General features: G+C 63.0%; 17 protein-coding genes. 7 read left to right on the plus strand and 10 right to left on the minus strand.

What is annotated here, in order from left to right:
* Positions 1-22 precede the first annotated feature (22 nt).
* A complete protein-coding gene (locus HYPGJ_RS00995) occupies positions 23-1,252 on the minus strand; it encodes an argininosuccinate synthase (protein WP_013217292.1) in 1,230 nt (409 codons plus the stop codon).
* Positions 1,253-1,694: 442 nt separating this feature from the next.
* Here HYPGJ_RS00995 and HYPGJ_RS01000 point away from each other — a divergent pair, with 442 nt between their 5' ends.
* Positions 1,695-2,474: a hypothetical protein gene (locus HYPGJ_RS01000; protein WP_046845468.1), complete on the plus strand. Its 780-nt coding sequence runs from the start codon at positions 1,695-1,697 to the stop codon at positions 2,472-2,474.
* 39 nt (positions 2,475-2,513) lie between these two features.
* Here the strand turns inward: HYPGJ_RS01000 and HYPGJ_RS01005 are convergent, their stop codons facing one another.
* The 6 genes from HYPGJ_RS01005 to hslV all read right to left on the minus strand — a co-directional run bounded on the left by HYPGJ_RS01005 (position 2,514) and on the right by hslV (position 8,433).
* Entirely contained in the window at positions 2,514-3,023 is a 510-nt protein-coding gene (locus tag HYPGJ_RS01005) for a hypothetical protein (RefSeq protein ID WP_244465965.1), read from the minus strand.
* Positions 3,024-3,243: 220 nt separating this feature from the next.
* A complete protein-coding gene (locus tag HYPGJ_RS01010) occupies positions 3,244-3,903 on the minus strand; it encodes a hypothetical protein (RefSeq protein ID WP_046845470.1) in 660 nt (219 codons plus the stop codon).
* 100 nt (positions 3,904-4,003) lie between these two features.
* On the minus strand, positions 4,004-5,209 hold the full coding sequence (gene rlmN / locus HYPGJ_RS01015) for a 23S rRNA (adenine(2503)-C(2))-methyltransferase RlmN (protein WP_046845471.1): 1,206 nt from the start codon (positions 5,207-5,209) through the stop codon (positions 4,004-4,006).
* Positions 5,210-5,448: 239 nt separating this feature from the next.
* Positions 5,449-6,756 carry an ATP-dependent protease ATPase subunit HslU gene (gene hslU, locus HYPGJ_RS01020; RefSeq protein WP_046845472.1) on the minus strand — a complete coding sequence of 436 codons (1,308 nt, stop codon included), beginning with the start codon at positions 6,754-6,756 and terminating at the stop codon, positions 5,449-5,451.
* Positions 6,753-7,841 (minus strand): hypothetical protein, encoded by a 1,089-nt coding sequence (locus tag HYPGJ_RS01025; protein ID WP_046845473.1) that lies wholly within the window; start codon positions 7,839-7,841, stop codon positions 6,753-6,755. The genes hslU and HYPGJ_RS01025 overlap by 4 nt, the downstream gene beginning before the upstream one ends.
* Before the next feature lie 19 nt (positions 7,842-7,860).
* Positions 7,861-8,433, minus strand: coding sequence for an ATP-dependent protease subunit HslV (hslV, locus tag HYPGJ_RS01030; protein WP_046845474.1), 573 nt, complete (start codon positions 8,431-8,433; stop codon positions 7,861-7,863).
* Between the two features lie 237 nt (positions 8,434-8,670).
* Between hslV and hisB the strand changes: the two genes are divergently transcribed.
* From hisB to hisH, 3 genes are read left to right on the plus strand one after another with little or no spacing between them, the layout of a single operon-like run.
* Positions 8,671-9,261, plus strand: a complete 591-nt coding sequence (gene hisB, locus HYPGJ_RS01035) for an imidazoleglycerol-phosphate dehydratase HisB (protein ID WP_244465966.1) — start codon at positions 8,671-8,673, stop codon at positions 9,259-9,261.
* 54 nt (positions 9,262-9,315) lie between these two features.
* Positions 9,316-9,804 carry a DUF2628 domain-containing protein gene (locus HYPGJ_RS01040; RefSeq protein ID WP_046845475.1) on the plus strand — a complete coding sequence of 163 codons (489 nt, stop codon included), beginning with the start codon at positions 9,316-9,318 and terminating at the stop codon, positions 9,802-9,804.
* Between the two features lie 12 nt (positions 9,805-9,816).
* Complete coding sequence (gene hisH, locus HYPGJ_RS01045; RefSeq protein WP_046845476.1) at positions 9,817-10,470, plus strand: imidazole glycerol phosphate synthase subunit HisH; 654 nt, start codon at positions 9,817-9,819, stop codon at positions 10,468-10,470.
* Positions 10,471-10,637: 167 nt separating this feature from the next.
* Here hisH and HYPGJ_RS01050 read toward each other — a convergent pair whose 3' ends face one another.
* From HYPGJ_RS01050 to HYPGJ_RS01060, 3 genes are all read right to left on the minus strand, one after another.
* Complete coding sequence (locus HYPGJ_RS01050; protein ID WP_046845477.1) at positions 10,638-10,994, minus strand: hypothetical protein; 357 nt, start codon at positions 10,992-10,994, stop codon at positions 10,638-10,640.
* Between the two features lie 214 nt (positions 10,995-11,208).
* Entirely contained in the window at positions 11,209-11,577 is a 369-nt protein-coding gene (locus HYPGJ_RS01055) for a hypothetical protein (protein WP_046845478.1), read from the minus strand.
* Between the two features lie 189 nt (positions 11,578-11,766).
* On the minus strand, positions 11,767-12,081 hold the full coding sequence (locus tag HYPGJ_RS01060) for a hypothetical protein (protein WP_046845479.1): 315 nt from the start codon (positions 12,079-12,081) through the stop codon (positions 11,767-11,769).
* A gap of 291 nt (positions 12,082-12,372) precedes the next feature.
* Between HYPGJ_RS01060 and hisA the strand changes: the two genes are divergently transcribed.
* From hisA to HYPGJ_RS01075, 3 genes are read left to right on the plus strand one after another with little or no spacing between them, the layout of a single operon-like run.
* Positions 12,373-13,101, plus strand: coding sequence for a 1-(5-phosphoribosyl)-5-[(5-phosphoribosylamino)methylideneamino]imidazole-4-carboxamide isomerase (gene hisA, locus HYPGJ_RS01065; RefSeq protein WP_046845480.1), 729 nt, complete (start codon positions 12,373-12,375; stop codon positions 13,099-13,101).
* Entirely contained in the window at positions 13,098-13,322 is a 225-nt protein-coding gene (locus HYPGJ_RS01070) for a hypothetical protein (protein WP_013217307.1), read from the plus strand. The genes hisA and HYPGJ_RS01070 overlap by 4 nt, the downstream gene beginning before the upstream one ends.
* Before the next feature lie 51 nt (positions 13,323-13,373).
* Positions 13,374-14,957 carry a peptide chain release factor 3 gene (locus HYPGJ_RS01075; protein ID WP_013217308.1) on the plus strand — a complete coding sequence of 528 codons (1,584 nt, stop codon included), beginning with the start codon at positions 13,374-13,376 and terminating at the stop codon, positions 14,955-14,957.
* Position 14,958 lies beyond the last annotated feature (1 nt).

Below are 14,958 nucleotides of genomic sequence, written 5' to 3' on the forward strand. Positions count from 1 at the left end.
ACGCCGAGGACAGGCGTGGAATTTACTTCCGCTTGCGGCTTCCGAGGGTGCGGAGACGCAGCGCGTTGAGCTTGATGAAGCCTTGCGCGTCCTTCTGATCGTAGGCGCCCTTGTCGTCCTCGAAGGTGACCAGCGTCGGCGAATAGAGCGACTTCGGGCTCTCGCGGCCGACGGTGATGACGTTGCCTTTGTAGAGCTCGAGCGTCACCTCGCCTTCGACATGCTCCTGCGATTTGTCGATCAGGGCCTGCAGCATCTCGCGCTCGGGCGCGAACCAGAAGCCGTTATAGATCAGCTCGGCGTAGCGCGGCATGATCTCGTCTTTCAAGTGCGCGGCGCCGCGATCGAGCGTGATGCTCTCGATGGCGCGGTGGGCTGCGAGCAGGATCGTGCCGCCGGGTGTTTCGTAGACGCCGCGCGATTTCATGCCGACGAAGCGGTTTTCGACGAGGTCGATGCGGCCGATGCCGTTGTCGCGGCCGAGATCGTTCAGGGCTTTGAGCAGCGTCGCCGGAGAGAGCTTCTTGCCGTCGAGCGAGACGGCATCGCCTTTTTCGAAGCCGATCTTGATCGTCGTCACCTTATCGGGGGCGGCCATCGGCGAAATCGTGCGTTGATAGACGAGTTCGGGCGCTTTCACGGCCGGGTCTTCGAGGACCTTGCCTTCGGAGGACGAGTGCAGAAGGTTGGCGTCGACCGAGAATGGCGCTTCGCCTTCCTTGTCCTTGGCGACGGGGATCTGATGGTCGCGCGCGAACTTCAGAAGCTCTTCGCGGCCCTTGAAGGCCCATTCGCGCCAGGGAGCGATGATCTTGATGCCCGGCTGCAGAGCGTAATAGCCAAGCTCGAAGCGGACCTGATCGTTGCCCTTGCCCGTCGCGCCGTGGCAGACGGCGTCGGCGCCGACCTTCTTCGCGATCTCGATCTGCTTTTTGGAGATGAGCGGGCGGGCGATCGACGTGCCGAGCAGGTAGATGCCTTCATAAACGGCATTGGCGCGGAACATCGGGAAAACGTAGTCGCGGACGAATTCCTCGCGCAGGTCCTCGATGAAAATGTTCTCGGGCTTGATGCCGAGCATCAGAGCCTTATTGCGCGCCGGCTCGAGTTCTTCGCCCTGGCCGAGATCGGCGGTGAACGTCACGACTTCGGCGTTATAGGTTTCCTGCAGCCATTTCAGAATGATCGACGTATCGAGGCCGCCCGAGTAGGCGAGGACGACTTTCTTCACGGCTTTGGGTGCGGCGGTCATGCGAGCTGACTTTCGATTGATTTTCGGGTGAGGAACGCGCGGCACTATAGGGGCGACGGTGTCGGTCGCAAGTGCGGGCGAAGCGGCAACGCGACACGCCGCGAGCGCGACGGAATATGACGCTTTAACGAATGCGAGTGTCGACGAAGCGCGGCGCGTGCGTTCGAAATGCGATTCGCGGCGGCGGATTTGCCGTACGCGGGGTGCGCGCGAACACTCCTTGTCCGTGTCTGAGGCCCGCTTGCGGAAATGCGCCATCGGGACAGATATTATCGCGTCGCATTATTTTTCGCGAAATCCGTAGGTTAGGTTCCCCGCATTGCGATTGCGCATCGCATCATTGCCGTGAACATAAATTTGTCGTTGGCGCGCTGATTGGCGTAGGTCGCAGCGGTCTGAAATGCTAAGGAACGGGGAAGTTTTCTGTCGGGGGAGAGCGGCTTTGTCCAGACTGAGCGGATACCTTGCAGTGCTGGTTTTGGCCGGAAGCGTATTGGCGCTTCCGTTAGCGGCGGAAGAGATCACGGTCACGGTTCCGGCCGATCCGCCCGCGCAAACTGTTGTCGAAGATAATTCTGCACCCGCGCCGGTGGCAGAGGACACGACGGCACCGCCGCCCGAAACGCAGCAGGAAGCGGCTCCCGTCGCCGCACCCGAACCGCCTCAAGCCGAAAGCGCACCTGCTCCCGCAGCAGAGCCAGTCGCTCCGAAGCCTGCGGCCAAAACGAAGAAAGCGGCGGCGCCTGCGCCAGCAGCGGGTGCATCCGAAACGCCCGCTCATGCGGACGCTGCTCCGGCGAAGCCCAAGGTCAAGAAGGCGAGCGCGGCTGCCTCTTGCAAAAAGCTCGATGAAACGGCGTGCGGCACTAATTCGGCGTGCATCTGGGTGGTCGGTACGCCTGCCGAAGGCACGAGCAAGGGTACGACAGCCGGATGCCGGTCGCTGGCGGCGATGAAGAAGGAAGCGGAAAAGGCCCAGAAAGCCGCCAAATCGAGCGAGCCCGAAACTCTGCCGTGGGCATCGCATACGGGCAGCATTCCTGCGAATGGCGCTGCCGCCTCGACGGGTGATGGCGCCGCGAAACCCGCTGGAGAGAAGAAGACGAAGACCGCAACTGCCAAGAAGACGGCTAAGCCGAAGGCGGCTGCACCCGCTGCTTCAGAGAGCGGAGATCAGGCGGCTCCGCCGGCCGACGCGCCCGCGGCATCCGGCTCGGATTGATTTTAGGGCTTTCGCGGACTTCGCGCCGCTCGCGTCACGTCAGTGAAGATACGTCGGGCGCCGCCGTCTGCGCATCTCTTGATTGGTGTGCGGAGTGTTGTCGTTGAAGATCGAGCGCCATTGCGCGCAAGCTGCGTCGGCGGCATCCATTGCGCACGTGCTTGCGCGCGCCGTTGGGGCGGCGACCGAGTACGGCACGCCGTAGCTCAGCATCATCGCCGTCAGCGGGCCTTGGTAGAAGCTCCAGGGCGTCGCGTTAAGAAAAGCATTTGCGGTGAGCGACGGCCAAGCCGAAGCGCCTGCGACCATTGCCGTCGATGCGGGCGTCGCCCACGCCTGCCACATGTTTGCGATCGAGTTCGAGTTCGAATTCGAGCGGGGCGGAGCGCCGACGTTCGTCCAACACTCGAGCCAGCTCTGCCATAGCGAGAACGGGTCGATGTTGGCCTCGGTCGCCGGGCTGGGCGTCGCTGCGTGAATCGTATTAACCAACTCGTCGTTGAGCTTGCTCTGCCACGCGATCTGGGCAGCAAGCGTCGCCTGACCCATTTCAAAAAGGGCTTCGGTTGCCTTTTGCAGGCATCGAAAATGGAGCGCAAAATCGAACACGGGCGAGTCCCCCGAAAAGGCGACCTTAGCATATGTGTTGCATCGCAGCAATCATGATGCGCCACGGTAAGACAGCGTCAGAAGCGTTGGAAATTGCTGCCTAGTTGAGCAATCAACGTTTCCGGACCCAAAAATTTTTGTTGCTGATGGGACGCGGAGCCTATCGCTCCTCGGTGCTCACAGGGCCTTTGGTCCCGGCTTCGGCGTCGTGGTTGGCCGTCTCGTCCGCTCCGAAGCTCAGGCGCTTCAGCAGCGTGCGATAGGTCGGACGCGGGGTGACCAGAACTGCCGGTTGGCGGACGGAAGCAGGCTCGGCGGTCAACGTATCGCTGGGCGGTTGATCGATGACGTCGGCGGAAGATGGGGGACGGGCTGTCGCGGCTGGCGCGCGACCTGCGAACTGGCCTGCGGCGAGCCAATAAACGAAGCCTGCGACGAAGCCCGTCGTCAAAAATGCCTTCAGCGCATAGTTGTTGAAGATCGTTGGCTCGCCCTGAACCTCGCTCGCGTATTGAGCGACGAAGCCGAGAAACGCGATCGCGACACCGCTGATCAGATAAAACGGAAGGCGGCGCAGCGAGAAGATTTCGCCGATGCCTCCGACGATCAGCGCGAAGATACAGGCGAAGATCGCCACATGCGTCGCCGTCAGCAGCGCCAGCTCGAAGGTTTCCCCGGCGGTGCGCGGCAAGCGGCTCATCGGCTGATTCAGGACTTCGCTCGGGGTGTTGACGAACAACATCGTCACGAACCCCGCCGCGATGCTCGCGAGGATGAACCCGAACGCCACCCGGGCGACCGATCCCAGGAACTTCAACACTCGACCCTGCCCTGACCCGTCTTACACAAGGGATCAATTTACAGGGGCTAAGCTCAAGGTCTCAATAGAATTATCGGCGCCGGGCGGCGGAAGGTCCGGCTTATGCCTTCTCGGCACCACTGCGGCGTTCGCTGGCGCTGAGGCGCAGGCTTTCCGAACGCAATTGTCCGCAGGCGGCGAGGATATCGCGGCCGCGCGGCGTACGAACAGGGCTGGCGTAGCCCGCCCGGTTCACGACTTCGGCGAAGCGTTCGATCGTTTCCCAATCCGAGCATTCGTAGCGCGTGTTCGGCCACGGATTGAACGGGATCAGGTTGATCTTCGCCGGGATGCCAGCGAGTAGCTTAACCAGGGCGCGGGCCTCGGCGAGGCTGTCGTTGACGCCTTTCAGCATCACGTATTCGAACGTGATGCGGCGGGCGTTCGACAGGCCCGGATAATCGCGGCACGCCTGCATCAGCTCGGCGATCGGATACTTGCGATTGATCGGCACCAGCTCGTCGCGCAGTGCGTCGTTGGTGGCGTGCAGCGAGATCGCGAGCATGGTGTCGGCTTCTTCGCCCCACCGCGGAATTTCTGGGACGACGCCCGAAGTCGACAGCGTGATGCGCCGTTTCGAGAGCGCGAGGCCGTCGCCGTCGGACGCGACTTCCATCGCGGCTTTGACGTTGTCGAAATTGTAGAGCGGTTCGCCCATGCCCATCAGCACGACGTTGGTGATCTTGCGTTCGCTGGCGGGAAGCAGGCGGCCGTCGTCTGGGCCTTTCGCACCGGGCCAGTCGCCGATGCGGTCGCGCGCCAGCATGATCTGGGCAACGATTTCCTGGGCTTCGAGATTGCGCACGAGGCGCTGCGTTCCGGTATGGCAGAACGAGCACGTCAGCGTGCAGCCGACCTGGCTCGAAATGCAGAGCGTGCCGCGATCGCTTTCGGGAATGTAGACGGTCTCGACTTCCGGCGGGCGGGCTTCGTGACCAAGCTTGGCGAGACGCAGCAGCCACTTGCGCGTGCCGTCGACGGAAATCTGCTCCGAGATGATCTCCGGGCGATCGAGCGTGTAGATGGCATCGAGCTGACGGCGCAGGTCTTTCGAGACGTCGGTCATGTCCTCGAAGCGCGTGATGCCGCGCACGTACATCCAGCTCCACAGCTGGTTAACGCGCATGTTGAGCTGCTTTTCCGGAACGCCGCCGGCGGCGAGCGCTTCTTTCAGACGCGCGCGCGTCAGGCCCGCGAGCGAGCGCTTCTCAGCCGCGGGCTCGGCCGGGGCGTTGGCGTCGATTTTAACGAGTGGGGCAGCGGTCATAACGAAAATGGCTTCGCGCTTCGGGGAATGCGCACTTTTACAGGCGTTCGCGGGGAATGGATAGCGGGCACAATTGTCGTCACTAGAGCCGTCATCCTCGAACGGACGAGCAGCGCGAGGACGTTCAGGGATCCAGCGTAAAGTGTGCCGCAGGCTCCATTTTTTGTGTCTTTGACGAGCCCTATGCTGGATCCCCGACCTTCGACATGGCTGCGCCATGCTCGGTCGAGGATGACGAATTACAGGATAAATCGGCTGAGATCGGCGTTTTTCGAGAGCTGGCCGACGCGTTGCGTCACATAGGCGCCGTCGATCGCGAGCGTCTGGCCGTTGCGGTCGGAGGCTTCGAACGAGATGTCGTCGAGGACGCGTTCGAGGACGGTCTGCAGGCGGCGGGCGCCGATGTTCTCGACGGTCGAGTTCACTTCGACCGCGGCATCGGCGATGGCGTCGATCGCGTCGGGTTTGAATTCGAGTGTGACGCCTTCCGTTTCCATCAGCGCGACGTACTGCTTGATGAGGCTCGCGTGCGGCTCGGTCAGGATGCGCTTCATGTCGTCCCGCGTCAGCGCGTTGAGCTCGACGCGGATCGGCAGGCGGCCCTGCAGTTCGGGAAGCAGGTCCGACGGCTTCGATACGTGGAACGCGCCGGATGCGATGAACAGGATGTGGTCGGTTTTCACCGGACCGTACTTGGTCGAGACCGTCGTGCCTTCGATGAGCGGGAGGAGATCGCGCTGCACGCCTTCGCGCGAGACGTCGGCGCCGCCGCGCGTGCCATCGCCGCGCGAGCAGATCTTGTCGATCTCGTCGAGGAAGACGATGCCGTCGTTCTGGACTGCGGCGACGGCTTCGGCCGTAATCTGATCGTTGTCGATCAGCTTGTCGCTTTCGTCCGCGATCAGAATTTCGAAACTGTCCTTCACGGTGACGCGGCGCGGCTTGGTTCGCTGGCCGAGCGCCTTGCCGAGCATGTCGCCGAGATTGATCGTCGACATCGACGCGCCGCCGGGCAGGTCGAACATCGGCAGTTGCGGCGCAGTGTCGGCGACGAGGATGTCGATTTCTTTGTCGTTCAGTTCGTTGTTGCGCAGCTTCTTACGGAAGCTCTCGCGCGTCGCGGGCGACGAGCCGCTGCCGACGAGCGCATCGATGACGCGTTCCTCGGCGGCCTTTTCGGCGCGGGCGCGCACGTCCTGGCGCTTGACGTTCTTGACGAGGGCGATGCCGACTTCGACGAGGTCGCGAATGATGCTGTCGACGTCGCGGCCGACGTAGCCGACCTCGGTGAATTTCGTGGCTTCGACTTTGAGGAACGGCGCGCCGGCGAGCTTCGCAAGTCGGCGCGAGATTTCGGTTTTGCCGACGCCGGTCGGGCCGATCATCAGAATGTTTTTCGGCAGGACTTCGTCGCGCAATTCGCCGGTCAGCTGCTGGCGGCGCCAACGGTTGCGTAAGGCGATGGCGACGGCGCGCTTGGCGTCCTGCTGGCCGACGATATAGCGATCGAGTTCGGAGACGATTTCACGGGGAGAAAAGTTGGTCATTGCCTTGCCGGTGGAAGATTGCGCGCGAACGGCATGCTCTGGAGAAACGGCAGCAAGCGTTGCCGCAGCGGATGCCAGAAGACGCCAAGGAGAAGGACGAAGCCGCCGACGAGGGCGAGCGTCAGGATAAAGGATATCGGGATGCCGCCGCGATCCGGCAAGCCGACGCCGCCGCTCAGGATGTCGTAGACCGCAACGGTGAACGAGGCGAGCGAGGAGACGAGAAGCGCACGGCGGTCGATCGCGAGCGCGAAAATCGCGAGCAGCAGGACGGTCAGCAAAACGATCGCGGAGGTCGCGCCGCTGTTCGTCGCGTGCTTGATCAGCATGAGGGCGGGCGACACGATCAGAGGCGCGGCGACGAGATGCAGCCAGAAGGCGCAGTCGGAGAGCCGTGTCACGCGCTGCGGATCGCGGGCGTCGTAGGCGAGCGCCACGGCGAGCACGAGCAGGCCGTAACCGATGGCGGTGACCGAAAAACCGACGCCGATGTCGTAAAGGCTTCGCGCGGCGACTGCGTAGCCGAAGCAGGCGATCAGCGCGAGCGCGAACGGCAGGCGGAAGCGGAGATAGTAGACGAGCGCCGCGACCAAAGCGGGAATGCCGAAGACGAGTGTCGGATTGCGCCAGAAGGCAAGCTCGGAAGCGACATCCCAGTTCGACGTTTTCAAGTTGTCCCAATGCAGCTGAATGACGACGGCAGCCGCCGCGAACACGACGAACAGAATCGACAGCACCATGCCGGGCAGGACGGCGCGCAGGCGGCCGACAAGAATTTCGCTTAGCGCCCAGAACACGGCCGCGCCGACGGCCATCGTTGCTGCCCAGCCGAGACCGAAGAAGGTTGTCGATGTGGCGGCGAGCACGGCGCCTGCGACCAGCAGCACGCCGATGGTCAGGAAAACGTCGTTGAAGCCGTTGAGGAAACGAAAACGTTCTTCGTCAGCGAGAGCCGGGACGCCGTCCGGGCCGATCGCGGGCGTCGAACCGCCGCGCATGGCGCGGAGTTTTTCGGCCTGCGCTGCGTCGATGACACCGGCATCGACGGCGGCCTGGAGGTCGTCAGGGGATCGTCCGTTGGCCATGTTGGGGCTCTGGTTCGGCTCAGGAAGTTCGCGCGTCGAGGGTTTCGACCACGATGTTGCTGTTGGTGTACACGCAGATTTCGGCGGCAATGGACATTGCCTTGCGGGCGATCGCCTCGGCGTCGAGCGGCTGGTCGAGGAGAGCGCGTGCTGCCGCGAGGGCGTAGTTGCCGCCGGAGCCGATGCCCGCGATGGCGTTTTCGGGCTCCAGAACGTCGCCGGTGCCGGTCAGGACGAGCGTCGTCGTTGCGTCGGCAACGATCATCATGGCTTCGAGGCGGCGGAGGAAGCGGTCGGTACGCCAGTCCTTGGCGAGTTCGACGCAGGCGCGGGTCAATTGTCCGGGGTACTGCTCGAGCTTGGCTTCCAGGCGCTCGAACAGGGTGAAGGCGTCGGCGGTGGCGCCCGCGAAGCCGCCGATCACGTCGCCCTTGCCGAGGCGGCGGACCTTCCGGGCGTTGGATTTGATGACCGTCTGGCCGAGGCTGACCTGGCCGTCGCCGGCAACTACAACCTTACCATCCTTGCGAACCGTGAGGATCGTGGTGGCGTGCCAGCTCGAACTACCGGAATTTTGCGTTTCATGCGTCATATGTATCGCGTCAGTTAAGCTCTTGCTGTCAGGATGCAAGGAAAGAGAGTTTAGGTTTGCCTCGGCGACTCCCCTTCGGGGAGCCGGCCGCCGAGGCTGTAGGTTTGGCGGGTCTTGGCCTGCCGGGCCTCAAGCTGATAAACGCTCGGGCGGCCTCCGGCAACGAAAGGCTTGTTGCCGGTCAGGGCGGCCTCCTGCGGGCGCCGGCCACAAGGCCAGGATTGGAGAATGATTCACGTGAAGCGCCAAGCGACGATCACGCGCAAGACGAAGGAAACCGAAATCTCCGCGACCGTCCACCTGGACGGAACCGGCGCGTACGACATTTCGACCGGGATCGGCTTTCTCGACCATATGCTCGAGCAGCTGGCGCGGCATTCGCTGATCGACATCACGCTCCGGGCCAAGGGCGATCTGCACATCGATTTTCATCACACGGTCGAGGACTCGGGCATCGTTCTCGGACAGGCGATCGCGCAGGCGCTCGGCGACAAGGCGGGCATCGTTCGCTATGCCGACGTGCACCTGCCGATGGACGAGACGCTGACGCGGGTGGCGATCGACGTTTCTGGGCGGCCGTTCCTGATCTGGAAGGCGGAGTTCTCGCGGCCCAAGATCGGCGAGATGGACACCGAGCTTTTCCGCGAGTGGTTCCAGGCGTTCGCGCAGAATGCCGGCATCACGCTGCACCTCGAAAACCTTTACGGCGAGAACAACCACCATATCGCAGAGACCTGCTATAAGGGGCTGGCGCGCGCTCTCAAGGCTGCGATCGCCGTCGATCCGCGCCAGGCCGGCCGCGTGCCGTCGACGAAGGGCACGCTTTAAGCGTTGGCTGCGGAACGGAGTTTTGCTTTGAGGGGGTCAAGGAGTTTGTCTTCCGTGGTGACTTACACAGTGCATGAGCCGCCGCACGCCGGTTCCGATCGCGTCGATCGCGGCGTTGACCTCGAGTTCGTCAAGGACGGGTTCTCGTGGCTGACGGCGATTTGTCCGCCGCTTGGGCTGCTCGCGAACGGACTTTGGCTTTTCACGATCGCGTATCTCGTCGGCGCAGTTTTGCTGGCCTGGGCGCTCGCGGCGTTGAAGCTCGGTCCGCAGATGACCGGGTTCGTCTTCCTGCTGATCAATATCTATCTCGGCTTCGAGGTTTCGACGCTGAAACGCTGGATGCTGGAGCGAACCGGTTGGCAGGCGCTGGGCGTCGTCACCGGCAAATCGATCGCGGAGTGCGAGCGGCGATTTTTCGAAAGCTGGCTGCCCGTGCAGCCGATCATCGCTGCCGAGACGGCTGGGCCGATGGGGACGTCGGTGCCGCCGGTCGCGCCGCGCCGTGGCTCGCGGTTCTGGCCGTTCAGCGCGCGGCACTGATTTCGAGTAGCAATGCAAAACGTCGTCATCATCGATTACGGTTCGGGGAACCTTCACTCCGCCGCGAAGGCTTTCGAGAGCGCCGCGCGCACGAGTTCCGTGGCCTCGAACATCATCGTCAGTCCGCGTCCGGAAGACGTGCTGGCGGCCGACCGGATTGTGCTGCCGGGCGTCGGCGCCTATGCCGACTGCAAGGCCGGGCTCGAGCGCGTTCCGGGCTTGATTTCAGCGCTTGAAGAGGCGGTTCACGCAAAAGCGCGGCCGTTTCTCGGCATTTGCGTCGGAATGCAGCTTCTGAGCGAACGCGGGCTCGAATTCTCCGAAACACCGGGGCTTGGGTGGATCAAGGGCGAAGTGCGTGCGATCGAGCCCAAGGACCCGTCGCTCAAAATTCCGCACATGGGCTGGAACACGCTGAATGTCGTCAATGCGCACGCGCTGCTCGATGGCATTCCGACGGGCCCTGACGGATGGCATGCGTATTTCGTGCACTCGTTCGCGCTTGCGCCGAAAGAGCGCCGCGTCGTCGTCGCCGAAACGGACTACGGCGGGCCGATCACGGCGCTCGTTGCGGACGCGAACATTGCGGGCACGCAGTTTCATCCTGAGAAGAGCCAGAAGCTCGGCCTCAAGCTGATCGCGAACTTCCTCAGCTGGAAACCGTGACGACTGGCGGCTGAAGTTCTTTCAGACATCGCGGCACGCTTCGCCGTCAGGCTGACTGGTGGGACGGTCGCCATTCGAGGCGTCGTGGATGGCCGCCTGTGCGGCCATGACGTTGCGTGCCATGCGTCGATAAACGTTGGGATGCGCGTCAGGCTATCGCCAACGTTTCAATGAGAAGGGCGGGCGACGCCGCCCACCGCTGACTGAAACGCTGTCCAGACGCCGCGCGGCAATTGCCACGACGCGGCCGGTTCTTCGTCTTCGAGACGTCCCTGCATCCATTGCATGTGAGCGGCGACGCGCCGGTCGGCACGTCCGAGCTCGTGCACGGCGAGTTCATCGGGGTGATCGAACAGGATCGCGAGGCGGCGCTTGATCTGATCGGCGCTGAGCCAGGTGCGTACATACCAGACGCCGGTTCCGACGGGCGCGTATTCGGAGGCGATGTAAGGGAGCGAGAACGAAACGGTCCAGGTGTCCTGGTCGGGCGATTTCGGAGTGTGATGGACGAGATACGTTTTCATGGGTGTCTACCGGGGGCGTTGGGGGGCGAAGACAAGAACGCGGAACGCAACTCACTCACACGCAAGTCCGGCTTTTGGGTCTAGCCGGTTGGAGAAAAAAGGAGGCCCGGGATCGGGGGATGATCCCGAGGCGCTCCGTCCTGGTCTTTGAGCGGGACGGACCCATTGGACGACGAAGGGGGAGACGGTCCCGCCCCGCCCAAAGACCTGAAACTCAGCCTGCTCTGGCGAACGGCAGCTCGGGCTCGAGCGGCTCGGACGCGACGGCCGGCAGCGACGGGAAAGCGATGATGTTGCCATCGGGCGCGAGATCGAGTCCGGGGCGGCGCTGGCGGAACCAGCGGAGCGACGTGTTGGTCAGCACCGCGTCACGCTTTGTCGCCTGGATCAGCAATCCGTCGTCCTCACCGAGCAGCTCTCTGAGGTCGGACTCAAGCTCGACTTCTTCGCGATCCGACATCACGTACCAGGTGTTGACGAGAGGGCGGGCCCATTTGTCGCCGAGCCCCATGATGAGCTGAGCGATGACGTGCTGATTGCGGTTCGGCTTAGCGAGATCGTACGAGATCAGATAGGTGCGCATCGGGGGGCTCTCCTAACGTGCGAGGAAGGGTCGATACGCTACGGTGACCCGGGACGGCGTCTGATTTAGGGCGCCGTGAACATAGAAAGAACATGCCACGACTCATCGCGGTTGTCCAGCGCTTGTTCTAAAAATGTTCTTGTGAAGTTCTTAACGTTGTGGCATGTCCAACCGCACGTCAGCGTGCCATCAAGCCTCGGGAAACAGGCTGAGCTGGCTGGGAGAAATTGCGAGCGGAACGCGGCGGTGAGGGCCGGGGTCGAAGCGAGGTTCGAGACCTGGAAAGCGGACCTGAAATTCCTCCAGGGCTCGCGCGCGGCTGCCGGGAAATCGCGCCTCTTCCCAGATTTCATAGAGGCGGCGCGGATCGCAGGCGTAGCGCCGCTGCAGGTCGATCGGCCGGATGCGGAGCCAGCGTGCGATCCAAATGTCGACGGCATCGGCCTCCGTCAGCGGACGGCGTGCTACGGCAGGCGGAGGTTCGACAAGAAACGCGGTGACCATAAGCTGTACTCTTATCGCGTAATGAGCCGCCTGCGAGAAGCTGGCAATTTCGTGCGTTACGTGCTGCGACACCGCTGACGGGGAGCCGCCGCGGCGCGTGGGTCTTGACGCGGCGTGCGATACGCGATTGATCGCGCCCAGAAGATTTATAGACCGAACAAAGCAAACTGATGGCCGTTGCGTTCACCGAACGGCGGTCACCGTTTCGTTGCCCCTCATCCGGCCTATGGCCACCTTCTCCTAAGGGAGACGGAAAGAGCAACGCAACGCCCCGACCTCGAAAGGGCTGACTTGATCCTTTTTCCGGCGATTGATCTCAAGGACGGCAAGTGCGTGCGTCTCCGGCTCGGGGAAATGGACGCCGCGACGGTGTTCAATGACGACCCGGCGGCGCAGGCGCGCGCCTTCGAGCGTCAAGGTTTCAAATATCTGCACATCGTCGATCTCAATGGCGCGTTCGCGGGCAAGCCCGTCAACGGGGCGGCGGTCGAAGCGATCCTGAAGGCGATTTCGATGCCGGCGCAGCTCGGCGGCGGCATTCGCGATCTGGCGACCATCGAAGCCTGGCTCGACAAGGGCATCCGCCGCGTCATTCTCGGGACCGTTGCGGTTCGCGATCCGGCGCTCGTCAGGGAAGCTGCGAAGCGGTTTCCGGGGCGGGTTGCGGTCGGCATCGACGCGAAGGGCGGCAAGGTTGCTGTCGAGGGCTGGGCCGAGACGTCGGAACTCACGGCGGCGGACCTGGCGCGACGCTTCGAGGATGCGGGCGTCGCCGCGATCATTTATACGGACATCGAGCGCGACGGCATTCTCAAGGGACTCAATCTGCCCGCGACGGCGGCGCTCGCCGAAGCGACCCGCATTCCCGTCATCGCGTCGGGTGGGCTCGCTTCGATCGACGACGTGCGCGAACTCATGAAGCCCGAATATCGCATGCTCGAAGGTGCGATCACCGGCCGGGCGCTCTATGACGGGCGCATCGATGCAAAAGAAGCTCTCGAACTTTTGAGGACCGCATGAAGATTGGTGACAAGGTCCGGGTCGAGCGGATGCCGGATGGCGTGCCGCCCGACAACAAGCAATTGCAAACTCTGTTTCGGAGCTGCCTCGGCAAGACGTTTCCGATCGTCAAATTCGACGGTCCGCTCGTCGAGCTGCACGTCGGCGAGATCTTCGGAAAGCCGGCCGACTATCATCAGATCTGGCTCGAGCCGGATCGTGTCAAGCTGGTCGAGGCCTGAACGTTGAACGTCATGCCGCAATCTCAATCGGCCGCATCGGCGGCGCCTTCAATGCCGCCCGAGATCGCGCGTCGGCGCACGTTCGCGATCATCTCGCATCCCGACGCCGGTAAAACGACGCTGACGGAAAAGCTCCTTTATTTCGGCGGCGCCATTCAGATGGCGGGCGCGGTGAAGGCGCGCGGCGAACGGCGGCGCACGCGTTCCGACTGGATGCAGATCGAGCAGCAGCGCGGCATCTCGGTGACGTCGTCGGTGATGACGTTCGAGCGGAACGGCATCGTCTATAATCTGCTCGATACGCCCGGCCACTCCGACTTCAGCGAAGACACCTATCGCACGCTGTCGGCGGTCGACGCGGCGGTGATGGTGATGGATGCCGCGAAGGGCATCGAAAGCCAGACGCGAAAGCTGTTCGAGGTTTGCCGGCTGCGCGATATTCCGATCATCACCTTCATCAACAAGATCGACCGCGAGGCGGAAGATCCGCTGACGCTGCTCGATCAGATCGCGGCGGATCTGGCGCTCGATCTCGTGCCGATGGCGTGGCCGGTCGGCATGGGAACGGATTTCCGCGGCGTGCTCGATCTGATGAGCAACAGGATCCTGCTGCCGGAAAACGGCGAGCGCGGCGCGTCGTTCGGGCGCGTGGAGCCATTGAGTGATCTTGCCGATATCCGCAAGATCGAGGGGATCGACGAGCGCATCGCGGACCGGGCGCTCGAAGGCGTCGAGCTGGCGCAGGGTGCGCTGCCGACGTTCGATATCGAGGCCTTTCGCGAGGGGCATCTTTCGCCCGTGTTCTTCGGCAGCGCGTTGAAGAATTTCGGCGTCGAGCAGCTTCTCGATGCTCTGGCGCAGTGGGCGCCTGGACCGTTGCCGCGCAAGGCGACGCAGCGCACGGTCGAGCCCGGCGAAGATCAGGTCACCGGCTTCGTGTTCAAGGTGCAGGCGAATATGGACCCCAACCATCGCGACCGGGTGGCGTTCGTGCGGCTGTGCTCGGGGCGCTTCCGGCGCGGCATGAAGCTTTTGCATGTGCGCGACAACAAGCCGATGACCGTTTCATCGCCGACGTTCTTCTTCGGGCAAGGCCGGGAGACGGCGGACGAAGCTTATGCCGGAGACATCATTGGCGTGCCGAACCACGGCACGCTGCGCGTCGGCGATACGCTGACGGAAAAAGAGGGTCTGAAGTTCACAGGAATCCCGAACTTCGCGCCGGAGCTTTTGCGCCGCGTCGTCATTCAGGATGCGATGAAGGCGAAGCAGCTCAACCGCGCGCTCGACGATCTCGCGGAAGAGGGCATCGTGCAGGTGTTCACGCCGATCGCGGGTGGCCGTCAGATTCTCGGCGTCGTCGGGCAGCTGCAGTTCGAAGTTCTGCAATCGCGCGTCGCGAACGAGTACGGCGTACCGGTGACGCTGGAGCAATCGCCGTTCGAACTGGCGCGGTGGTTTTCAGCAGACGATCCGGCGAAGTTGCAGAAGTTCGTCGATGCGCATCGGGGCGAGATTGCAACGGATCGCGATGGTGCGATGGTGTTTCTCGCCGAGAGCGCCTGGATGCTGAAATATAAGGGTGAGAAATTTCCCGATATCAAATTCGCCGCGCTCAGAGAACGCGGCGAATGAC

Origin of the sequence: Hyphomicrobium sp. GJ21 (genome assembly GCF_001006785.1) — a bacterium.
GTDB lineage: Bacteria > Pseudomonadota > Alphaproteobacteria > Rhizobiales > Hyphomicrobiaceae > Hyphomicrobium_B.